The sequence below is a fragment of the Candidatus Enterococcus ikei genome (assembly GCF_017316105.1).
In the GTDB taxonomy this organism is placed as follows: Bacteria; Bacillota; Bacilli; order Lactobacillales; family Enterococcaceae; genus Enterococcus_L; species Enterococcus_L ikei.
In genome coordinates this window covers 131,814-153,644 of sequence record NZ_JAFLWD010000009.1, presented here as the reverse complement: position 1 = coordinate 153,644, position 21,831 = coordinate 131,814, and the positions used below count along the sequence as shown (strand labels likewise).

Here is a 21,831-nt window from a genome sequence, read left to right as displayed (position 1 = left end):
TCAATGCCAATCCTGAAAATCTGCACACTGCTCCCTTGAGATTTCTCAAGTTACAGTCTGAATGCAGCTTCAACAAATTGACTTAATTTTTCAACGCACGGATCCCTCACTTCGTTTTTTATTGCATTTAATATATCATGCTCATTTTAGTTTTGTCAACAAACGCTTCTCACGACTTCAATTAAATTTCATAAAATAGGCAGAGTATTTCCTCTAAATAATTTTTGTTTTTGATGTTAAATTATCACATTTATACATTGACAGTTCTTATCTTTGAAAAAAAACTTTCAATCTATCTGAACATCCACTTTTGAGTTTAATTTTCCTTTATACTATAACTATAATAAATTTACGGTCACTTTGAGTTTCTTCTACTGGTCAAACGCAACTCATTAAATTATTCGTTATACTCTACGAAAAAGGAGATTATACTATGAAAATTGAACATATTGGTTTATGGGTAACAAATTTAGAAAACATGCGAGTATTTTACGAAACCTATTTCAAGGCAACTGCTTCTAAACTTTACCACAATAAAAAAACGAGTTTCCATTCTTATTTTTTAACATTTTCTGATGGTGCGAGACTTGAAATCATGCAACGAGATGATATCGTTAATCGTACTACTAGTGAAGAAATTCTGGGCTTCGCTCATTTAGCTATCTCTTTAGGCAGTAAAACAAATGTCGATAATCTGACCAACATTTTGGTGATGGAAGGCTACGAATTGCTAAGTCCCACCCGCACTACAGGAGATGGCTATTATGAGTCTGTTATTGCTGATCCAGAAGGAAATCGTTTGGAATTGACTGTTTAAAATGGAGGAACTATAATGAATGTAAAAGCGATTGTTTTAGACATTGACGGAACACTTTTGAATGATGAAAAAAAACTAACTACCCAAACAAGAGAAGCCTTGATTGATGCTCAAAAAAAAGGGATCAAAGTCATTCTTGCATCTGGCAGACCAACACCTGGTATGTTGAAATATGTTGATGAGCTACAAATGAATCAATATAACGGGATGGTCGTTTCTTATAACGGTGCTCATGTACTGGATGTCAGCACACAAAAAGAATTATTCAGCCAACCTCTCTCAATCGAAAATAGTAAAAATATCTTAGAACATCTTAAACAATTTGACGTAAAACCAATGATTGCTAAGGATGATTACATGTATGTCAATAACGTATTTGACGGCATGTTGGATCTAAATTTCACAGATGGATTATTTAACATTATTGAATACGAATCACGTGGAGGAAACTTCCAACTATGTGAAAAAGATGATTTAGCGGCTTTTGTAGATTTTCCTCTACATAAAATTTTAGTAGCTGCTCAACCAGAATATTTACAAGAAAACTGGCAAAAAATTCTAGCCCCATTTAAAGAATCAGTTAGTGGTGTTTTCTCTGCGCCGATGTATTTTGAATTCACTGATCAAGGTATCGATAAAGCTAACGCGCTGGAACAAACGTTAAAACCGTTAGGAATTAATCCGGAACATATTATATCTTTTGGTGATGGGTACAATGACCTATCTTTGATCAACTATGCTGGAATGGGCGTCGCTATGGGAAATGCCGTTGATGAGTTAAAACAAGCAGCTAATCATGTCACCGCTTCTAATAATGAAGATGGAATCGCCCAATCCTTAGCTAAGTTCCTTTAATCAACAAAAAGAGTAGGAGCAAAAAATCCTACTCTTTTTTTGTGTTCCTCACATAATAAGTTATACTTATACTAATCAGACTGAAAGGTGTTTTATGTGATGAATTTAATACTTAAATTAAAAAACCTAGATAAACTTACAACAAGCGAAGAAGTTCTTGTTGCCTATATTCTTGATTTTCCAGAAAAAGTCATTCATTTTTCTCCAAAAGAATTAGCTGAACACTCTTATGTTTCAATTTCAACGATTTACCGTTTAATTAATAAATTAGAGCTGGATGGTTTAAATGATCTTAAATTTGCCTTGGTCAACTATCTAAATGAACATACAACTGAACAAATAATTGACATTGATTATCCTATTTCAGCTGAGGATAATCATTATGCCATGACTAAAAAGTTAAAAACAGTTTATGAGCAAACGGTTCAATCGACCATTGATACGAACAACTTTGACACGATGGCGTTCAATAGTGAGTTACTTAAAAATGCTGAATTTATCGATATTTACGCCACATCTGCCAATATTTATTTTGCCCAAAATTTTCAATTTCAAATGCAGGAAATCGGTAAACAAATCAATGTACCAATCGACGATTATATGCAAAACCTATCCGCTGCAAACAGTACACCCAATCATTTAGCTATCGTTGTTTCATACGAAGGACGCGGCTCTAGTGTAAAAAAAATCTTAGAAACCCTCAAGAAAAATCAAAGTAAAATTCTATTGATCACATCGAAGAAGAGTCCTTTATTACATAAAAAAGTTGATGGTATTTTCCTCTTCTCTTCAATGGAAAATCATTACAATAAGATTTCCTCCTTTTCAACACGTTTGTCTTTAATGTATATTTTTGACAGCCTCTATTTAAGCTATTTCAACCAAGATTACGAGAAAAATTTAGCATATAAATTAGAAAATTATCAAAAGATGAATCCAAATTTGATTTAAATCATTCAAAAGTGACTGGAACAAAAAAAACCAATAAACGGTGCAAAAAAATTAGCTTCTTCAACAATTTTCTAAAAACCGCACGATGCATAAAAAAGCATCGTGCGGTTTTTAGTTCAATTGCTCGAAACTAAACGACTTTTGTTACATTCTCTATTTATAACTTCTTTAATAAAAAAGACTAAACAAAAACAGATTGATAATTTTTGAACCACCTAATAATTGAAATATAAAATAAATAACACCAAAAGAGAGTATCAAAGTGAACAGTGTCAAACAAAATCGAACCCAAACATCTTCTTGTTTCCACAAGTGATCCGTAAATGATAAGCTAACCAGCAAAGCCGATAAACAAAATAGTCCTGAAACGATCATGAAAGAACTACTTAGCATAAAGGAAAGCACTAACGATAACAGACTCACGTAAACTGCTAAACTCGCTGGACTAAATAAAGAATCGAACGCAGTAGAAAATAACATTTTTTTCTTAGTCCGCTTATTGGAAATTAAGTAAAATACTATGACGATAAGGAAAAAGTACGCTCCTAGCAATAACAAGCTTTCTATAAATAAAGACAACGGTGTCTCACTAGAAAAATAGCTTATAATCACAATACTACGACTGATTGCTATACTATTAAAAACAATCAATAATAAGAAATTAATCACTCCAAAAATGGGAATTCTTTGTGCTTTTTCTTCCTCTGTCCCTTTTATCTGAGTATTTAACCAGCTAAAATAATTTTTACTTTCCTTTTTCAATTGCTGAACGGTTTGATTACTTTTCAGTTGTTCATTTAAATTTTGCTGCATTTGAACTGTTTTTTCTAAAACTGTTTCTTTTTGAGGCGTATCTACTGGTTCAGTTTTGCTTTGACTTTTACCACACGTTGGGCAAAACTTTGCCTCTTTTTTAATTTCTTTACCACAATGAATACAATTGTTCATTTTTACACCTCTACCCTTTTATTAACCCTACAGCTAGTTTCATTTTTAATACTCGATAAACAGATTCATTTAATTTTTCTTCGGTATACGCTCCTTGCTGGATTCCTTGTAGAACAAATGGAATCTGTTCTTGAAATGATGAAGACAAAATCAAATCATTTCCTGCTTTTAAGGCAGCTAGACCAGCTTCTTCTTGAGAAATAAAATCCGCAAGCCCCGCCATATCCATATCATCTGTCATGACCACTCCTTGAAATCCCAATTCATCGCGCAAAATATCATGGACTGGTTGAGAAATCGATGCCGGCATTGTCTCATCGATACTAGTAATAATATTATGAGACACCAAAATACTATCTGCTCCAGCAGCAATACCCGCTTTAAATGGCAAGAAATCATTGCTTCTTAACTCTTCTATAGGTCGAGTATCATAGACGATCTCAACATGAGAATCGCGATTATTTCCATAACCTGGAAAATGTTTTAGCGTTGACGTAATCTTTTGTTTTTTCAATTCCTCCACACTTATCTGTACATACTCACTTGTTTTCTGTGCATCTAACCCTAATGTTCGGTCATAAATAAAGGCTTCTGGATCAGTCGCAACGTCCGCATCAGGAAATAGACCCCCTTGAATTCCATAAGAGTGTAAGACTTCAGCTTTTTTTTGAATCTCTGAACGAATACCTGTCCAGCCAGATGCTTGATACACTTCTTGTGGGGATTGAAATACTTCTGGAACTAAATCTGTGCCTCGGCTCAAACGTGAAACCGTTCCGCCTTCTTCATCTGACGCAATAAATAATGGAAGTTTACTTGCAGCTTGATAAGAAGCTATTTTCTTCTTTAATGATGCTGCTGTTTCTGACTCCACATCACGACCAAACAAAAGATAACCACCTAAATGATAATTCTGAATACTTTCTAATTGTCCATCGATCGGTACACGAGCTAAAAATAATTGTCCGACTTTTTCTTCCAAGCTCATGGATGCAATTAGTTCGTCAATGATTTTTTCTTGATTTTTAACAGGTATTTGCTCTTTTTCGCTTGAAGAACTAGCGGTTTCTTGCTTCTCTTTATCAGTTGAAATAATGGTACTCTCCTGTTTTTTTGTATTTTCCTGACTCCCTTTTTGATTTACTAGCCAAATAATAGCTAAACTGATTCCGAAAATCATTAGTAAAATAAGTCCTGCGCTGACGATCATTTTTTTAGTATTAATTGTTTTTCCTCCTAAATTTAAAAGTATGGCAGGCTTGAGAAGTTAAATAGGAAAAAATCGAAACGAGCCCATGAAATCAACTGTTTATTCAATTCCTCCATTATCCACAACTTCAAAGTTCTCTTTGCCGCCTAAGCTTTGAATTTTAAAGCGATCTTCTCCCTCATCATAAATGAGCGTTGCCTTTTTGTAACGGAAAATCTGTGTGACATCTTGTTGTTTGTAATCTTTGTAGACGGTTTTATATTTGATCAGATACTGAACATCATATGTGTTCTTACCATTCATTTTAACCGATTCTACGGTTGCCGTCCCATTTACTGAATTTTTGACTTTACTATCACGGACCGCTTGGATAAATGTATCAAAATCCTGATATTCTGAATTGCCTTTCCCATCAGTAAAAAACGTTGAAAACTTTTGCTTTGTTGTTTCATCATAGGTCATGTACGTACTCGTATAGCTAGTAACATTCGAGTAAAAACTAGCTAAGAAATTTTCTACATCTGATTCAGATTTTATTCCTGAAAAATCTAAATTGATTGTCGATGAAAAATAATCCGGATCATATTTACTTGATTCAAAATTAGCATCATTGATTTCAAATTGTTTAGTTTCGATAACACTTTTATTCGCCAATGTTTTTTTCAGCTGAAGCGTGATTCCTTGATGCCAAATTTGATCTTTGACTTCCAGTTCGCCTGTTGATAGTTGACCTATTTTTTTATCATCAATAAAAACATCCGCATCGGAAATATTTGATGTCACTTTAAATGAAACTTTACGAAAATCAAGATTTACTTGGTTCATCTGCTCATAGTCACTGCCTTGAGACTGAACTAAATCAATGGTTGTTTCGCTTTTTTCACCTGCTAACTCACCTTTTACTGTGTATTCTGCTGGGGTCAACGGTCCCCAAACAGTTTGAAATTGCGTTTTGTCTGTTGTTTCTTTTTCTTGATTATTTAAAAATAATTTCATGTCTTTTTGATTTGCGGTAACAGTGATATATTTGGGTTTTAACTCAAAGTGATAGTCATCAAATAAAAAGAATTTCTTACCCTTTTTTTTCAATGCCAGCTCACTTGTTTGATTATTTTGACTTTCTAAATTTGTGATCAAACGCGAAAAAGCTGCTCTGTGTTTATTTTGTTGGTAATAGGCAAAATAGGTTTTTAATTCATCCTTTGTTACATTATAATTAGGATCCGTTGAAACCGTCAATTTTTTCATCTGATCTATATCTTTGTTTTTAACGATTTCTATCATTCTTTTTGATTGGTTCTCATAACTATAATAACTTTTTGCAACAAAGTAGCTCCCGCCAATCAGACACATTACTACCGCTGATATCACTATCAGGATTTTTTGTTTCTTATTCATCGGTGGTTTAGTTACGATTGGCAATTCTTTTTTGCTTGGTTGTAACGTTTCTTGTGAGACTGACTTTCCACACGCTGGGCAGAATTGATCATCATCTTCTAGAGATGCTCCACATGAACATGTCGCGTGTTTAACGGTTTCATGTTCTTTAGCTTCGCTTTTTACTTCAACCTTTGTTTGATCGTTTCCAGAAGTTGTTAGCTTCTCTCCACAATTTTCACAAAACAATGCTTCTTCTTGATTTTCATATTGACAAGAATGACAAATCTTCATTTTTCTCTCCTATTTTCTTTCATTTTTTTCACCCTATTCTATCATTCTATTTTACGCTCAAAGAGTCAACTATTTTTGTGTTTTTATTCAATATATTTTTGTTTTTATTGATATATGGACAATACTTTTTGTCTATTTAAATAACTAATCTAATTTAATTCCTAATTTTTGACAAAAAAATAGGCGCATGAGATGCTTTAAACGTAGTAAACAAAAAAAGAGAGAAGGTTGGATTTTTATGTCAACAATGGTTTTTGTAAATTTCCCAGTTACTGATGTAAAACGTTCTACTGAGTTTTATGAAAAGTTAGGTTTTAAGCAAAACGTCGATTTTTCTAATGAAGAAACAAGTTCAATGGTTTGGGATGATAATTTTTGGATTATGCTGTTAAATCATGATTTCTATAGTAAATTTATCAAAGATAAAAAAATTGCAGATGCGAAAACAACTAGCGGTGCTTTGATTGCATTTAGTATGGAAAGTGCTGATGCTGTGAAGAAATTTGGCGAGACAGCCAAAGCAAATGGCGGAGATTATTATAAAGTTGATATGGGGATTCCCGAGGATATGATGTTTGGACTTGAAGTGCAAGATCCAGATGGTAATACTTTGGAACCTAATTGGATGCAAATGTAAATTATTAATCGGATAAACATGTTCATTCGATTTTAAAAGAGGAAACAAAAGTTTTTATACTTTCGTCTCCTCTTTTTTAATTCCTTAAAAATTCCATTATTAGAATGTCAAAATCTTACTTGATTTGCCTCTCAATTATATTTCTAGATATCTCCCTTATCGAATTCATCGCTATTTTGCTCATTTCCCTCCGCCAAACGCTTCTGTAATTCCTTATCATAATTTCGAGCAGCTGGTATCATAAAGTTGATCACACCACATATAAGTGCGCCAACTCCTGCAATCACGAACATTTTTTCGACACCAATTTTATCGGCTAATGGTCCTGCAAAAATTAAGCCTACGGGTCCAGTAATGCTCATCAATGAGTTCAATACACCTAATACGCGTCCAAGTACATTCGGTTCATAGCTTTGCTGGATCATCGCCATCAACAAAGTATTAAAATACGGTGTTGCAAAGCCAGCAATTGCATTTAAAAGAATAAAATAGATAAAGCCTTTACTGGTCGCTGGTAGCAAACCACTCAAGCTAATCGTTACACCAATCACAGCATAAGCAAAAAAGATCAGGTTCATTCGATTTTTCCAATTTCCAAAAATTCCGATCACAGCTCCGCCAATCAACATTCCCACAGAGTAAATCACTTCTACCAATCCAGCTTGACCAACTGATCCATTAAAATAATTCATGGTCATCAAAGGATATAAACTGGCCGCTGGCATAAATAACAACATAAAGATCGCTCCGACAATCGTGATATACCAAAGACCTTTGTTTTCAAATAGTTTTTTAAATCCAAATTTAGTATCGGCTAAAAGATGAATCGGTTCTCCTTCTGAGGTGATTTTTGGAATCGTGACTAGTGTCAGTAAGCCAACCCCAAAGACGGCCCCAAGAACATCTAACAAAATCAGAAAATTCATAGAAGTCATCGAGTACAGCACTGCACCTAAGGCTGGAGCAATGATAAAGTTCGCCGATTGAACCATGCTAAATTGACCATTGACCTTCGTCAGCTCATCTTCTGGTACCATCGTAGGTAATATTGACTGGATTGTCGGCATTTGAAAAGTTTGCGCAATCGATCGAATCAATAGCGATGCAAACACTAACCACAGGGGGAAATCTGCTGATATCGTTCCAACAATTGATAATATCAGTGCAAAGATCGCAACAATAATGTCTGTCACAATTAGCAACAGTTTTTTATTCCACCGGTCGATCAAAGGTCCTGCAAACGGACTCAACAACACCATCGGCAACATTCCTAAAAGCATCGCAAAACTCAAAATGGTCGCGGACCCTGTTGTCTTTGTCAAATACCAGATAATAGAATATTGCACTGCCATGCTTGTAATACCTGATAAAAATTGGCCTGTTAAAAACAAATAAAAGTTTTTTTTCCATTTAGCAGGCTCAAATAAAGTTGGATGTTTAGACATAAGAACACTCCTCAAGTGATTTATTATTATTTACGTTAAAGTCATAATAACCTCTTCTAATTTTGAAGCGTTTTTCCAAAATTTGAAAAGCCTAGCCTTTTTCAAACAGATTGAATCGATCTTCCCCTTTATTAGGAAGACCATTTAGTTATTCTTTTTCAGCTTTCTATAGGTTGATTTTAACTGACGTGTTGTTTTCAAACAAGCAATTGATTTTAGCTTTTATGCCGGTCATCACTTGTAAACTAAAAACCAATCACACATGTATGCGATTGGTTCAGTTAGTAATTATTCCTTTTTCCCCTTAATCATACTAATAATCTTTAAGTAAAATCCAAGAGATTATTTATTAGGTTTCATCACTGTAACGATTTCTTCTTTATATTCTTTCCTATCCTCTGATTATTTAAAATTTGCCACCATTTATTCAACTTCATTATTGTGCTGACTAATTTGTGTCATATTCGTTGGAAGAAACAGTTTAGGATTGATTTTAAGTAACAACAACAAAACAACTGACGTTGCGATTGCCGTAGCCAAGCCACTTAATCCATTCATTACAAATGAAAATAGCCAAGGATTCATTCCCCAAAGAGCAAAACTTCCCCAGAAAATAACACCCGCAATAAAGTGCCAAAAATAGCGCATCAGAGTACCAAAAAAGGAAGCATAAATAATAATTCGACTACTCTTCCCAAACTCTTTATTTCTGATTGCTTGTTGCAATTTACCACTATAAACGCCTGCAAAACCTGCAAAGCCAAAAGCCAATATATATTCAATAATCACTTGAATCGGCATCAAATAATACACCTGTGCCGTTGGAAAATGCAACAACCCCCAAATAAATGCAGAAAAGAAGCCAGCCTTAGCTCCCCTTCGTAAAGCAAAAAGAGTAATAGGAATCATCCCCAATGAAATTGAAAAACTACTACCGATACTCGTTGGAACAAAAGACAACACCATCGCAATCGCTGCAACGATCGTGCCTTCTATCCAAATTCGTAACTCTGATGTTCTTTGCATACAAAAAACTCCTCCTTGTAGAACGACCAATTCACAAAGGAGGAGTAAAAGCATATCTTTACTCCATCACAATTCCTACGCTCGTACTAACGAACAGGTTCAAGGGTTTAGAGTGGTTACTCATTCTCAGCCAAGGCTCCCCTTTGTGATGGGTTCTATTTAATTTTTAGTGGCTATCACTTTCTGATAACATTAAAAGAGTAACATGTTGTTCAAAAAAAGTAAAGAAACGACTTTAAGAAAAAAGAGTAGTCTTCTTTTATATACATAAGGTAAAATAGAATTAAAATAAGGAGGAATAGAATGAAAAAAAAGGTAAAAAAAGTTGGTTCGATTTTGATAGAAATGTGCTTAGGCAGTGCAGGCGGATATTTTAGCGTATATCTAATCCTGAAAAACAATGTTCATTTTTCAGGATTAGATATAGTGATCTTTATTTTGGCGTTAATCATTTCTTATATCATTCATATCATTATCCATGAAGCAGGACATGGTATATTTGGAAGCATGACTGGTTATAAAATGGTAAGTTATCGTATTTTCTCTTTTATGTGGGTTTGGCAAAAGGATGGTTCGATTGCTTTTCGACGTTTTAAGGTTCCTGGAACCTTAGGACAATGTTTGATGGCTCCACCACCCTATGAAAAAGGAAGCTTTCCTTTTTATTTATATTTGCTAGGAGGCGTTTTAGCTAATTTGATTTCTAGTCTTATTGTTGGCTTGTTATTTGTTCCTCATTCTATGATAGCATTCGCCTTTGTTATTGCAGGAGGTTTTATCTTCATTACGAATACGCTGCCAATAGGCTTTAATGATGGTATGAGCATAAAAACCGCCTCTTCTAGTGAACAACAACAATATTTACTATATATCCAATTTGAAGTAAATTATCAATTGAATCAGGGAAAAACGTATATTGATCTTCCAGAAAGTTACTTTGTGCTAGAAACAGCAAAGCCTAAGCAAACTTATTTCAATGATTATCAACAACTTTTAAAAATTGCTCGTTTCGCAGAACAGCACAACTGGATCGAGCTAAACAAGCACATGGAATCATTGTGGTCACGCTTAGATGACTTGATTTCTTTATATCAAGTTGAAGTTAAAAAAGAGTTGATTTTTGCTTTGGCCATTACTCATCCAGAAGATCCACGCATTGCTAATTTATGGTCTGATAAAAAAGTAAAAATGAGCTTGAAACAGCCTTTGATGAGTAATAAGCGAATAGAAGCTGCTTATTATTACTTTGTTGAAAATGATGATAACGCTGCTTTAGATTTTTTGAAAGCTGGAAAAACTTTAGTACATAAAGCTCCTAACCCTGGTGACGCTAAAGCTGAAATGAAATTGAATGACTGGCTTCAAGAGCAAATTATAATAAGTGACAATACTAGATGTTAATACACAAAAAAGTGACTAGCCTGATTTTTCTGAATCAGACTAGTCACTTTTTTGAATTAACATCTAATCAAATCATTTTCGATATTATTTCTACTCATGCTTGCATACAAAAAAACACCCCCTATATAAAGTAGGAGTGTTCTAGTCTCTATTCAGACCTGATTTATTTTTCTCTGGACAGTTGCTAAAAAATTTCTCTGTTTACTAATAATCACCTTTAATTACAAAGAAAGAACCTCGAATTGTTCCAGCTAATTTTGATTTTTGACGAACAAATTTAAATTTCCCTTCAAATTCAACTGGAATGTCCATCCCATCAGATAACTTAAAACCAACCGCACGTTTGCCACCTTTTTCAAGGGTATACATCACATTGACAGCCAAACCGTTCTCATAAAAAACATAAGCCATCTTAATACCATCTACTTCAAAGCTCGATATTTCCAACGGTTTATATGGAAAATACATATCTCGTTCAGCCAAAATTTTTTCGATCCAAGCTAAAGTTTCAGGATCAGCACTTGCTGGTACCGTTACAAATTCATGTTTGTACTTGTTCCAATAATAGCGTGCTTCATTGGCACGTAAACCAGCTAACGCATCTGCAACTGGAGAGCTTTCAAATCCGATCGTTGATACGCTTTTAAAATCCACCTTATAAGACATTTTTACTCCTCTTTTCTTTAACTTTAGTTTTATTATATGCAAAGTAGAACTTAGTGACAAATAATAAAACTGATGCTTTTTTTGTGGAATCTGTTGTAATTTGAAATTTTTTTTACTATAGTTAAAGCTGTAAAAGAACAACTAGCAAAACTTTGGAGGACCTATTATGAAAATTTTATATATATCAATATCTGGCAATACTCGATCTTTTGTTCAACGTTTAAAAACGTATGCTTTTGATAAGTATAATGTACCGATCGAAGTAAAAGAAATTCATGAAAATTCCGTTTTTGAAGACGAAACAGCGCCTTTTTTCACCTTTGTTCCAACTTACTTAGATGGCGGAAATGGCGTAGATAATGGAGATACAGAAATTTTAACTGAAACTATGCGTGAATACTTAGAGTATCACGGAAACTACAGATATTGTCTAGGAGTAGTCGGAAGCGGCAATAAAAACTTTAATCATCAATATTGTTTAACGGCTAAACAATATGCACAAAAATTCGACTTTCCCTTTTTAGCAGATTACGAACTTCGCGGAACACAGGAAGACTTAGAACGTGTTTACACTATAATGAAACAAACAATCAGTGAATAATTGTTTTATAATTGATAATTTAAACGAAAAAATGAGCCGGAAACAAACGAAAAATCAGTTTGTTTCCGGCTCATTTTTATGCCATCAATTACAATAATTCTTTTCTTAATTCCTCATCTGTTCGATCAGATAAATACTTAGGTGCAATATCCAAAACTGTAAACGCTCCAAATTGTTTTTCTCTAGCCAGACGTACACACGCTCTGGCATACGCAACTAAAACACTTGCCGTAAATTCCGGATTACTTTCTAGTTGTAAATTATATTCAATAACCTGTTTCGTATTTTCATGCGTTGTGCCAGTATGAAGAACCGTTCCTCCATGTGGCATTTCCTTGTGCTCTTGATCTAGTTCCGCTTGGGAAATAAAATGAACTTCAGTATCATACTCAGCAAAATAATTAGGCATTGAAACAATTATTTCACGAATTTTTTCTCCATCGGCTCCTTCATCAAGCACGACAAAACATTCTCTAAAATGTTTATCACGAGTAGTTAAATCCAGCTGCTCACCCGCTTTTAGTTTTTCAATAACATCGTTATTTGGAATCGTATATTGAACGGCATCTGCAACACCGGCAATTCGTCTTAATGCATCTGAATGCCCTTGGCTGACTCCTTTTCCCCAAAATGTATTTGTCTGTCCGACAGGTAAAATACTTTGAGCATACAAGCGATTTAAACTAAACAAGCCTGGATCCCATCCCGTTGAGATAATTGAGGTTGTTTTATTTTCTTTTGCTACTTTGTCCACTTTAGCAAAATGCTCTGGAATTTTAGCATGTGTGTCAAAGCTATCGATGGTATTAAATGAATGCGTCCATTCTGGCGTTTGCGCTGGTAAATCTGTCGCTGATCCTCCACATAAAATACAAACATCAATAGCATTTTTTTTAGACGTAAGCTCCTCCATTTTATAGGCTTGTCCACCTTCTGTTTGAACCAATTCAGGTGATCTTCTTGTAAAAATGCCTACTAATTCCATGTCTTTATTTTGCTTAAGCGCGCGCTCAACGCCACGTCCCAGGTTCCCGTACCCGATAATTGCAACTTTTATCATACTTACATTCCTCCACTTCTATGAATCAAATTATACCAAAAGAAAAAGTCATTTGACAATCGGAAGTTGGGCATTCGGTTTTTGAAAACAGAGCATTTGGACGCCAAGTTAGTTTATATTCAATTGTTTCTTTAATTCCGATGTAACTTTTTGTTTCTCTTCTTCTGAAATACGCTGATATGAAATCCCTCCATCGCCAGTATAGCCATCACCTGTAAACCCTTCTCCTTGCATTTGATAACTCTCAATATCGCCCAGGGCTTGCTGGTAATTTTTCATTAATAATATCATTTGATCCAAAGTCATATCCGTTTGTCCATTATCTCCAATGACATCTAATAATTCTTGGTATCGAAGAACATTTTTCATAGAAGTTAATTCTTTAGTAAGCTGAATCGTTACTTCCCGCTGCCTTTTTTGTCTGCCGTAATCCCCCAACGGATCTTCGTATCGCATTCTCGCGTATTGTAATGTTTCCCAACCACCTAAATGCTGTTTTCCTTTTGGATAATGGATTCCTTCTGCATCGAACTCAAAATCATTATTGACCGTAACTCCACCAACCGCATCACTTAAATCCGCTAAACCATCCATATTGATCACAAAATAGTGATTGATTGGGATATCTAAATAATGTTCAACCGTATCGATCATCATTTCGTCACCACCAAAGGAATGTGCATGATTGATTTTATCGTACATTCCATCTTTCCCAATGATTTCTACATAAGCATCTCTTGGAATACTTGTGATCGTTGTTTTCTTTAATTGATTATTCACCGTTACAACCATGATAGTATTCGCTCGAAAATCCGTCTTACGCTTTGAATCATTGGCAATTCCTAAAAGTAAAAAACTGGCCGGCTCGCTCTTTCCCAATTGCGCAGATTTAGTTTTTCGATTTAACGGCTGATATATTTTATCTGCTGTTTTTTGAACATTCTTAAACACACTTGCACCATACACTGAAGCGCCCGCCACGACAACTAAAAGAAATGTTAAGGCAGTTAAAATCGTTCTTTGAATAAATCGTTTTTTTGTTTCTGACGTTGCCAATTTCTTATTCAAATAAACTCTTTGAAGACAAGTGTAGGAAAAATTTACCCAAATAAAACTTAATAGAAAACCTGCGATGATATCACTTGGATAATGAACTCTTAAATAAATTCGACTAAAGCCGATCAACAGAACATAAAGGAGCAATAGACCTTTTAAGCCATTGTAATTTTTCGTTTTCTTTGGAGAAAATGTGTGGATGACCAAAATGACTGAACATGCCAAACACATTGCTAAAAGTGAATGTCCACTAGGAAAACTGTAAGAGGTCTTCTCCGCTAATTGTTCTACATTTGGCCTTGTCCGTGCAACCAGATGTTTCAAGATAAAACCAAAAGCACTAACTATTAAAACATTGCTACTCATCCAAATAGCTAGTGCTTTATGCTGATTTCTCCATAGGACAAATGAAACTATAAGACTCACGATAAAAATAGGGACGATTGTTGTAGTTTTTGCAAATAGATTCACCAAACTAGTCAGTGTTTCATTTGGTTTCCAATTAAATTGATAAATCCATGAATCTAAATTAGTGAACCAAGTAACCTTTTTAACAACTAAAAAACTAAGTAATGAAAAAAGTACAATACTAAAAATAACTGGCGTAAATTTCTTTTCTTTCGACATATACATGTGATAAAATCCCTTCATTCCTATATTCATTAAAAAAACTAATTCAAACTTGGTTCGTAAATATAAGCATTACCTAAAAAACTGCTAAAAGATTCTATTTCCTATTAGTTAGGAGTGAATCATTTAGCAGTCTTTTCCATCTCCAACCAACCTCACTCCAAAAAAACACAAGCAGGTACAAAGACGGTATACATTCAGTAAATGCAATCGGTTGCTACTTTACCAAAAGAAAAAAGCCAAACATTTTTTTCCTAAGACGTTTGACTTTCAATCAATCTCATCGTCTGAGTTTTAGCACTATACAACGTAAAGAAAAATTCTTAGCTATTTTATGAAAAGCCTTAATTCGACAATTCCTGTTTTACACATTGGCGTCTTTCGACGTTTCTGCGCAATAGCCTATGTTTGTATAGGAGCCTCACCTAACAAGGTTATTTATCTATTCATTTTGTTAAATAGTACCGCTATGAAAAAGTTTTTTCAAGTTATTTTAAGAGTCTTTATGTTTTCTTAATTTTAAATCACAAATTTGATTTAGGTTGTTTGAATGAAGAAATAGAACTTGCAACAAAATAAAAGTCGCACAATGCAAGATGAAAGCATTATGCGGCTCGAAGGAAATATAAAAGTTATTTTAATTATTTACGTTTGGGACATAAAAAGCCAAATAGTTTTATCTGAGCCAGTTGCTTTACCAACAGTAATATAGTCTCCATATGTATTTACTGGAGAACCATTATGGTAAACATTGCTTAATCCTGTTTCTTGTTCACTAATCATAAACGAAGCTGCATCACTTTTTTTACTTAAATAAATATACCCTCTATTTGATACTGTAAAATAGTTATAATCTTTAAAAATAGGATTAGCAGACCTAATTTTGTAATAGCTAATAGTCCCCGGTTCTTTTTCTAAGTAAACACCTTCACTTTTACTACCTAACGTTGCATATTCCCAATTATTTAAGTCACGTCGGCCTGTAAAATATCCTTTTATCTTATTAGTATTTGCGTCTCCTCCGATCATCGCAGCTTTCCCAGTGGGCAGCGCTGCATAGCTATCAATACCAAACGATAAGCTTACACCAATCAATGTACTCAAAACCATAAAGAAACTGACCAATCTTTTAACATGTAACAATCTTCCTGTTGCCTTCATCATTATTACCACCTTTTCTATTTGTGAAATATATTACATGATAATAATAATATTTTTCTAACACAAAAAACGTTCAATATATTACTTTAAAAGTAGATTTATGGACTTTTTGAAAATTATAATAACCACAAAGAGCGTATTGAGGCAAAAAAAAATTCTGTAACAGTCAATATTTTCAAAAAAAAACACCTTTTTGACCTAAGCAGTCTATTTGCTTCATAATACCCATTTTATGAAAATAAGAAAGAAGCTAGAAATGGCTTAAAACAGCCTTTACTAGCTTCCGTTGTATTATAATTTTTTTTACTCACTAATCGCTTACTCATCTAACTCTTCAAACTGAGAGTTATAAAGTGACGCATAATAACCACCTTCAGCAAGTAGTTCTTCATGTGTTCCTTGTTCCTTGATATCACCATCTTGCATATAAAGAATTTTATCTGCATCTTTGATTGTTGATAGACGGTGCGCAATAACAAAGGATGTACGGCCAGCCATTAAGTTGTTCATAGCTCCTTGGATCAAGCCCTCTGTTCTTGTATCAACTGATGATGTTGCTTCATCAAGTATCAAAATCGGTTTGTCAGCTAAAATAGCACGAGCAATCGTTAGTAGTTGTTTTTGACCTTGAGAAATATTTGACGATTCTTCATTTAATTCCATGTTATAGCCGCCAGGTAATGTTTGGATAAAGTGGTGAACGTGAGCGGCTTTCGCTGCTTCATAGACTTCCTCATCTGTTGCATCTAGACGACCATAACGAAGGTTCTCCATGATGGTTCCTTTAAATAACCAAGTATCTTGTAAAACCATCCCGATATTTTTACGTAAATCTGCACGATTGAAGTCTTTGATATTATGACCATCGATTTTAATCGCACCAGATGTTACATCGTAAAAACGCATCAATAGTTTAACCATGGTTGTTTTACCTGCACCAGTTGGTCCGACGATTGCCACTGTTTGGCCTGGATCGACATGTGAACTGAAATCATTGATAATGATTTTGTCTGGTGTATAACCAAAACGAACATGTTCAAAGTCAACCATTCCTTTGGCTTTATCGATTTTAACCGGATTTGGTACTGTTTGTGCTTCTTCGTCCTCTTCTAGGAATTCGAAGACACGTTCAGCAGCTGCTGCCATAGATTGAAGTAAGTTTGATACTTGGGCTAATTGAGCAATTGGTTGTGTTAAGTTACGAACGTATTGGATGAATGCTTGAATATCTCCGACCGTGATCGTACCATTATAAGCTAAGATCCCACCAAAGATCGCTACTGCAACGTATCCTAGATTTCCAACAAAGTTCATGATTGGTTGCATCAAACCAGAAAGAAATTGTGATTTCCAAGCTGATTTGAATAGTACATCATTTTGTGTTTTAAATTCTTCAAGAGAATTTTCTTCATCATTGAAAAGACGTACGATATTGTAGCCACCGATTGTTTCTTCTACTTTACCATTGATCACACCAAGATATTCTTGTTGTGTTTTAAAATATTTTTGAGAGTTTTTTACCACAATCAAAATTAAGATCATTGAAATCGGTACAATCAAAATAGCAATCCCTGTCATTTGCACAGAAATCGATAGCATCATTATGATAACCCCGATGATTGTAAAGACAGATGTGATCAACTGTGTAATTGATTGGTTTAATGATTGACCTAAAGTATCCACGTCATTCGTGATACGAGATAATACTTCACCAGTCGTACGACTTTCAAAATAGTTCATCGGCATGCGATTGATTTTTTCTGAAATCTCTTTACGCATTCGATATGTGATTTTTTGCGAAATCGTTGACATGATCCAGCCTTGAATGATCCCGAAAGCTGAAGCCACTAGATAGAGTCCTAGCATGAAGAGTAGAATTCCACCAATTTTATTAAAATCAATTCCACCAGTTCCTTGATATTTTTTTATCAAACCATTGAATAGTTCTGTGATGGCTTGTGATAAGATTTTTGGACCCCAAATATTAAATACAGTTGAAGCAATTGCAAAGATCATTACAAAGAAAACAGGTATTTTATAAGCACCAATATAGGAGATTAATTTTTTTAGTGTTCCTTTAAAATCTTTGGCTTTTTCCACTGGAGCTCCATTTCCAGGTCCGCGTCCGCCACGAGGGCGATTTTGTGTTTGTTCTGCCATTCTATTCGCTCCTCCCTACTCAGCTTCTTCTATGCCTAATTCAGCATTGCTCAATTGTGATTGGGCAATTTCTTGATAGACAGTGGATGATTTCATTAATTCATCATGTGTTCCATGATCGACTACACGACCTTCGTTTAATACGATAATATTATCTGCATGAAGGATCGTAGATATTTTTTGGGCAACGATGATTTGTGTTGCGCCTTTGATATTTTCAGATAAAGCTTTACGTAATGCTACATCCGTCTTATTATCAAGTGCTGAGAATGAATCATCAAAGATCAAGATTTTAGGATTTTTCGCTAAGGCACGAGCAATCGATAGACGTTGTTTTTGTCCACCAGAAACGTTCGTTCCGCCTTGAGAAATTTCTCGGTCATAGCCTTTTTCATTTGAATCGATGAATTCTTCTGCTTGGGCAATTTCAGCTGCTTTTCGCATTTGTTCATCAGAGATATTAGCATCCCCAAATTTGATATTTGATGCGATATCGCCTGAGAATAAGATCCCTTTTTGCGGCACAAATCCAATGATTTCATGTAATTTATGCAAGCTCATTTCACGAACATCGATGCCATCGATCGTGATTCGTCCACCCGTTACATCAAACAGGCGTGGAATCAAGTTAACGATTGTAGATTTACCTGAACCTGTTGAACCGATCAAGGCAGTTGTTTGTCCTGGTTTGGCCGTAAAGTTGATGTGATGCAACACATCTTCGTCAGCATCACCATAACGGAATTCTACTGCTTCAAATTTCACTTCACCTTTGAAGTCGTGATCATCTTTTGGATGTTCTGGATCTTTGATTGTTGGTTCTGTTTCAAGTACTTCTTCCACACGCCCAGCAGCAACGTTGGCACGAGGTAAAATAATTGAAACCATTGATAACATCATGAAAGCCATAACGATTTGCATTGTATACGTGATAAAGGCCATCATATCCCCAACTTGGAGTTGACCGTTATTCATATTGTGTCCGCCGACCCAAACGATCAGAACAGAAATACCATTCATCAATAACATCATGACAGGCATCATAATCGACATCGCACGGTTAACAAATAATTGTGTTTTCATTAAATCAGTGTTGGCGCGATCAAAGCGTTTTTCTTCAAATTTTTCTCGAGAAAACGCACGAATAACAGGTAAACCAGTGATGATTTCACGAGAAACCAAGTTTACTCTATCGACTAAGTTTTGTAATGCTTTAAATTTAGGCATCGTTGTTAATAGTAGAGTTAATACTAAGATTAAGACAGCACCAACTGCTACACCGACGATCCAGCCCATACCCGTTCCTGTTTGATAGACATTGTAAATCCCACCAATACCTAAGATCGGTGCATATAACACGATACGCATGATCATTACGATCCCCATTTGCATTTGCTGGATATCGTTGGTATTACGTGTAATCAATGAAGCTGGGGAGAATTTCTCCATTTCAGTGTTTGAAAATTGTAGCGTCCGTTCATATTGACCGACACGCAAATTTCGTCCAACAGATGCAGCTACTAATGAGGCAATCAACCCGACGATAATTGCAGCTACCGCTGAAACAAGGGTTAAAAGAACCATTTTTGTTCCCGTTTTGACCATGTAATCTGTTTGAATTTGTTTTGTATTCATATCTAGGGCTTTGTATTCAGCCAGTGTGAATTGAATTCCCACTGTTTTCATTGAGTCTGCCCCTAGATCACCTAAGCTTTTTTTCGTAGCATTACGAGCTGTTTCGACTTTCTCTGGCATAGCGTCTGTTTTTGTTTTGATTGAATCAGCTAAGGTTTTAGCTTGCGCACCTTTTTCTTGTGCTTGGGCTGCCAACTCTTGTGCTTCAGTTCCTTTTTCCATTGCTGTTGTAGGATCAGTTGCTGAAGCTGCCGCTGCACCTGCTGCTTTAGCTTGCTCACTTAATGTCGTTGCTTGTTCGCCAAGTTGTTTGGCTTTAGCTGCATCTTCTCCGATTGCTTTATAATCATCGATTATTGCTTTAGCTTCACTTCCGCTTGATGAATCTTTAGATTGAGAAGTTGCCAGCATCATCATTGGCAGATTAAAAATATCTGCTAACTTGGCTTCTGTCATGCCATCTTGAAGATTTAATTTATAGACTTCAACTTCTTTTCCATCGATTTTTTCAGTTGTCAATTTATAGTTGTCTTCAATTATTTTTTTCTCATCATCTGTCATGAACATTTCAATTCCCTGAAGAGATGTTTTCCTGATTTTTTCAGGTGTAGAATATTCAAGCCCTCCTTGTTGAATACCAACATCGACGATACCTGATGTTAATTTTGGTAAGCTTAAATCACTATTTGCCTGTACAACTAAAAGCACAAGAACTGCGATGACCGCATACCAGTATTTGCCTAGATATTTGAAAATCTTCACTATTGGTCACCTTCCTCTTTCTGGGAAATTTGTTGGGAGTAGTCTACGAATTTCGCAGTTAGCTCGATGAACTGTTTCGTGTCTGTTTCTCCCATTAGTTTAAAAATCCTAACGATCTTATCGCGCATTTCTTTCTTTTGCAGCTTGGCTGCTTTTTTACCACAATCTGTTAATGTAACATTGATACGGCGACGATCATCTGGGTCCATCTTACGTTCGATTTGCCCCTTTTTTTCTAAACTGCCGAGAACCACCGCAATACGTGCGCTAGATAGGTTTAGTGATTCTGCTAAATGCTTTGGACTAGTTGGTTCACCGTAACGCGCAAGAAATTTAATGACGATACTTTCACCTTGGTTACTCTTTTCTAGTCTGCTAAATGCACTATGCCGATTTTGAACCATTAGACGCATAAGCTCTTGTTCGGCTTCTTCTGCGTATGACATATGACTCCTCCTTTTTTCAAAATAATTACTTTTCACTATTAATAGCTAATAGTGTTAGTAACTAATGCTGTTTGATATTAACGCAAATAGCTTTTGATGTCAATAGTCTTGGATTAAAAATTTAAATGAATACGGTTTTATTTTAAAATCTTAAAAAAGTGTTCTGAATTTGATTAAAAAGGTTGATTTTAGACAAAAAAATCTAAGAACAATTTTTTTACACCGTACTTAAATCATTTTTTTGAAAATTAGTTTCATAAATTGATACAGTTCTCTGAAAAAATAATGGTATAATCATTTTGTAACAAAATTATATCTTGAAAAGAGGAATTGAATAATGAAAAATGTTGTTGGTAAAATTGTCAAAGTTCTTTGCATCTTCGTTATTATTTTGGACATACTTGGTAGTGTCGCTTTGTTTTATGGAATGAATAAATACGACTCCTTAGGAATCTTTATTAATAATTGGCAAAATAATCTTTTTAACTTATCAAATACAGACGCCAGAGCAATGAATTCCATGATACTATTTTTAGTTGTTCCTATTGTTATATTATTACTTTTACCAAAAAAAGAAAAATCTAATTAATTGTTAGAGTAAAAAAGAAAAGCCCGAGGGCTTTTCTTTTTTATCTTTAGTTAATCGGCATGTTTTTAAAAAGATAGTAACTTCCAAACTTGAGCGTCAACAAA

19 protein-coding genes and 2 riboswitches are annotated in these 21,831 nt (G+C 34.8%); of the genes, 7 read left to right on the top strand and 12 right to left on the bottom strand.

The annotated features are described in order from the left end of the window. The first annotated feature begins 433 nt into the window (after window positions 1-433). The 3 genes from JZO69_RS04770 (at window position 434) to JZO69_RS04760 (ending at window position 2,623) form a co-directional block, all read left to right on the top strand. Window positions 434-817 (top strand): VOC family protein, encoded by a 384-nt coding sequence (locus JZO69_RS04770; RefSeq protein ID WP_207111744.1) that lies wholly within the window; start codon window positions 434-436, stop codon window positions 815-817. Window positions 818-832: 15 nt separating this feature from the next. Further along, window positions 833-1,672, top strand: a complete 840-nt coding sequence (locus tag JZO69_RS04765; RefSeq protein ID WP_207111743.1) for a Cof-type HAD-IIB family hydrolase — start codon at window positions 833-835, stop codon at window positions 1,670-1,672. 99 nt (window positions 1,673-1,771) lie between these two features. After that, window positions 1,772-2,623, top strand: coding sequence for a MurR/RpiR family transcriptional regulator (locus JZO69_RS04760; RefSeq protein ID WP_207111742.1), 852 nt, complete (start codon window positions 1,772-1,774; stop codon window positions 2,621-2,623). Between the two features lie 168 nt (window positions 2,624-2,791). Here the strand turns inward: JZO69_RS04760 and JZO69_RS04755 are convergent, their stop codons facing one another. The 3 genes from JZO69_RS04755 to JZO69_RS04745 form a co-directional block, all read right to left on the bottom strand. Then, window positions 2,792-3,571, bottom strand: a complete 780-nt coding sequence (locus tag JZO69_RS04755) for a zinc ribbon domain-containing protein (RefSeq protein ID WP_207111741.1) — start codon at window positions 3,569-3,571, stop codon at window positions 2,792-2,794. A gap of 10 nt (window positions 3,572-3,581) precedes the next feature. Beyond that, complete coding sequence (locus JZO69_RS04750) at window positions 3,582-4,751, bottom strand: glycoside hydrolase family 3 protein (protein WP_242586546.1); 1,170 nt, start codon at window positions 4,749-4,751, stop codon at window positions 3,582-3,584. Window positions 4,752-4,880: 129 nt separating this feature from the next. After that, on the bottom strand, window positions 4,881-6,452 hold the full coding sequence (locus tag JZO69_RS04745; RefSeq protein WP_207111739.1) for a zinc ribbon domain-containing protein: 1,572 nt from the start codon (window positions 6,450-6,452) through the stop codon (window positions 4,881-4,883). A 238-nt stretch (window positions 6,453-6,690) separates the two neighbouring features. Here JZO69_RS04745 and JZO69_RS04740 point away from each other — a divergent pair, with 238 nt between their 5' ends. After that, window positions 6,691-7,089 carry a VOC family protein gene (locus JZO69_RS04740; RefSeq protein ID WP_207111738.1) on the top strand — a complete coding sequence of 133 codons (399 nt, stop codon included), beginning with the start codon at window positions 6,691-6,693 and terminating at the stop codon, window positions 7,087-7,089. Window positions 7,090-7,232: 143 nt separating this feature from the next. Here the strand turns inward: JZO69_RS04740 and JZO69_RS04735 are convergent, their stop codons facing one another. After that, window positions 7,233-8,534 carry an MFS transporter gene (locus JZO69_RS04735; RefSeq protein WP_207111737.1) on the bottom strand — a complete coding sequence of 434 codons (1,302 nt, stop codon included), beginning with the start codon at window positions 8,532-8,534 and terminating at the stop codon, window positions 7,233-7,235. A gap of 423 nt (window positions 8,535-8,957) precedes the next feature. Beyond that, window positions 8,958-9,560, bottom strand: coding sequence for an energy-coupled thiamine transporter ThiT (gene thiT / locus JZO69_RS04730; protein ID WP_207111736.1), 603 nt, complete (start codon window positions 9,558-9,560; stop codon window positions 8,958-8,960). 55 nt (window positions 9,561-9,615) lie between these two features. Further along, window positions 9,616-9,713, bottom strand: a riboswitch (TPP riboswitch). A gap of 150 nt (window positions 9,714-9,863) precedes the next feature. Here thiT and JZO69_RS04725 point away from each other — a divergent pair. Beyond that, complete coding sequence (locus tag JZO69_RS04725) at window positions 9,864-10,961, top strand: hypothetical protein (protein ID WP_207111735.1); 1,098 nt, start codon at window positions 9,864-9,866, stop codon at window positions 10,959-10,961. A gap of 204 nt (window positions 10,962-11,165) precedes the next feature. Here JZO69_RS04725 and JZO69_RS04720 read toward each other — a convergent pair whose 3' ends face one another. Next, window positions 11,166-11,627 (bottom strand): phage tail protein, encoded by a 462-nt coding sequence (locus tag JZO69_RS04720; protein ID WP_207111734.1) that lies wholly within the window; start codon window positions 11,625-11,627, stop codon window positions 11,166-11,168. Window positions 11,628-11,793: 166 nt separating this feature from the next. Between JZO69_RS04720 and nrdI the strand changes: the two genes are divergently transcribed. Then, window positions 11,794-12,228, top strand: a complete 435-nt coding sequence (gene nrdI / locus JZO69_RS04715) for a class Ib ribonucleoside-diphosphate reductase assembly flavoprotein NrdI (protein ID WP_207111733.1) — start codon at window positions 11,794-11,796, stop codon at window positions 12,226-12,228. A gap of 88 nt (window positions 12,229-12,316) precedes the next feature. On the opposite strand, the gene JZO69_RS04710 is transcribed toward nrdI, so the two are convergent. The 6 genes from JZO69_RS04710 to JZO69_RS04685 all read right to left on the bottom strand — a co-directional run bounded on the left by JZO69_RS04710 (window position 12,317) and on the right by JZO69_RS04685 (window position 21,138). After that, window positions 12,317-13,288, bottom strand: a complete 972-nt coding sequence (locus JZO69_RS04710) for a diaminopimelate dehydrogenase (RefSeq protein WP_207111732.1) — start codon at window positions 13,286-13,288, stop codon at window positions 12,317-12,319. Between the two features lie 108 nt (window positions 13,289-13,396). Further along, window positions 13,397-14,977 carry a phosphatase PAP2/LCP family protein gene (locus JZO69_RS04705; RefSeq protein ID WP_207111731.1) on the bottom strand — a complete coding sequence of 527 codons (1,581 nt, stop codon included), beginning with the start codon at window positions 14,975-14,977 and terminating at the stop codon, window positions 13,397-13,399. Between the two features lie 269 nt (window positions 14,978-15,246). Beyond that, a riboswitch (M-box (ykoK) riboswitch) is annotated at window positions 15,247-15,414 on the bottom strand. A 205-nt stretch (window positions 15,415-15,619) separates the two neighbouring features. Then, window positions 15,620-16,138 carry a hypothetical protein gene (locus tag JZO69_RS04700; RefSeq protein ID WP_207111730.1) on the bottom strand — a complete coding sequence of 173 codons (519 nt, stop codon included), beginning with the start codon at window positions 16,136-16,138 and terminating at the stop codon, window positions 15,620-15,622. Window positions 16,139-16,453: 315 nt separating this feature from the next. After that, window positions 16,454-18,295: an ABC transporter ATP-binding protein gene (locus tag JZO69_RS04695; protein WP_207111729.1), complete on the bottom strand. Its 1,842-nt coding sequence runs from the start codon at window positions 18,293-18,295 to the stop codon at window positions 16,454-16,456. A 15-nt stretch (window positions 18,296-18,310) separates the two neighbouring features. Then, a complete protein-coding gene (locus JZO69_RS04690; RefSeq protein ID WP_207111728.1) occupies window positions 18,311-20,692 on the bottom strand; it encodes an ATP-binding cassette domain-containing protein in 2,382 nt (793 codons plus the stop codon). Next, window positions 20,692-21,138: a MarR family winged helix-turn-helix transcriptional regulator gene (locus JZO69_RS04685; RefSeq protein ID WP_025868625.1), complete on the bottom strand. Its 447-nt coding sequence runs from the start codon at window positions 21,136-21,138 to the stop codon at window positions 20,692-20,694. The genes JZO69_RS04690 and JZO69_RS04685 overlap by 1 nt, the downstream gene beginning before the upstream one ends. Window positions 21,139-21,475: 337 nt before the next feature. Between JZO69_RS04685 and JZO69_RS04680 the strand changes: the two genes are divergently transcribed. Then, the gene (locus JZO69_RS04680; RefSeq protein WP_207111727.1) at window positions 21,476-21,727 is read left to right on the top strand and encodes a hypothetical protein; all 252 of its coding nucleotides are present in this window, start codon (window positions 21,476-21,478) and stop codon (window positions 21,725-21,727) included. Window positions 21,728-21,831: the final 104 nt, after the last annotated feature.

Coding starts and splice junctions, on each gene's coding strand:
- JZO69_RS04695 (WP_207111729.1), bottom strand. CDS start 18,295: ATGGCAGAACAAACACAAAATCGCCCTCGTGGCGGACGCGGACCTGGA.
- JZO69_RS04740 (WP_207111738.1), top strand. CDS start 6,691: ATGTCAACAATGGTTTTTGTAAATTTCCCAGTTACTGATGTAAAACGT.
- JZO69_RS04705 (WP_207111731.1), bottom strand. CDS start 14,977: ATGTATATGTCGAAAGAAAAGAAATTTACGCCAGTTATTTTTAGTATT.
- JZO69_RS04745 (WP_207111739.1), bottom strand. CDS start 6,452: ATGAAGATTTGTCATTCTTGTCAATATGAAAATCAAGAAGAAGCATTG.
- JZO69_RS04725 (WP_207111735.1), top strand. CDS start 9,864: ATGAAAAAAAAGGTAAAAAAAGTTGGTTCGATTTTGATAGAAATGTGC.
- JZO69_RS04770 (WP_207111744.1), top strand. CDS start 434: ATGAAAATTGAACATATTGGTTTATGGGTAACAAATTTAGAAAACATG.
- JZO69_RS04750 (WP_242586546.1), bottom strand. CDS start 4,751: ATGATTTTCGGAATCAGTTTAGCTATTATTTGGCTAGTAAATCAAAAA.
- JZO69_RS04760 (WP_207111742.1), top strand. CDS start 1,772: ATGAATTTAATACTTAAATTAAAAAACCTAGATAAACTTACAACAAGC.
- nrdI (WP_207111733.1), top strand. CDS start 11,794: ATGAAAATTTTATATATATCAATATCTGGCAATACTCGATCTTTTGTT.
- JZO69_RS04680 (WP_207111727.1), top strand. CDS start 21,476: ATGAAAAATGTTGTTGGTAAAATTGTCAAAGTTCTTTGCATCTTCGTT.
- JZO69_RS04765 (WP_207111743.1), top strand. CDS start 833: ATGAATGTAAAAGCGATTGTTTTAGACATTGACGGAACACTTTTGAAT.
- JZO69_RS04755 (WP_207111741.1), bottom strand. CDS start 3,571: ATGAACAATTGTATTCATTGTGGTAAAGAAATTAAAAAAGAGGCAAAG.
- JZO69_RS04710 (WP_207111732.1), bottom strand. CDS start 13,288: ATGATAAAAGTTGCAATTATCGGGTACGGGAACCTGGGACGTGGCGTT.
- JZO69_RS04700 (WP_207111730.1), bottom strand. CDS start 16,138: ATGATGAAGGCAACAGGAAGATTGTTACATGTTAAAAGATTGGTCAGT.
- JZO69_RS04685 (WP_025868625.1), bottom strand. CDS start 21,138: ATGTCATACGCAGAAGAAGCCGAACAAGAGCTTATGCGTCTAATGGTT.
- thiT (WP_207111736.1), bottom strand. CDS start 9,560: ATGCAAAGAACATCAGAGTTACGAATTTGGATAGAAGGCACGATCGTT.
- JZO69_RS04735 (WP_207111737.1), bottom strand. CDS start 8,534: ATGTCTAAACATCCAACTTTATTTGAGCCTGCTAAATGGAAAAAAAAC.
- JZO69_RS04720 (WP_207111734.1), bottom strand. CDS start 11,627: ATGTCTTATAAGGTGGATTTTAAAAGCGTATCAACGATCGGATTTGAA.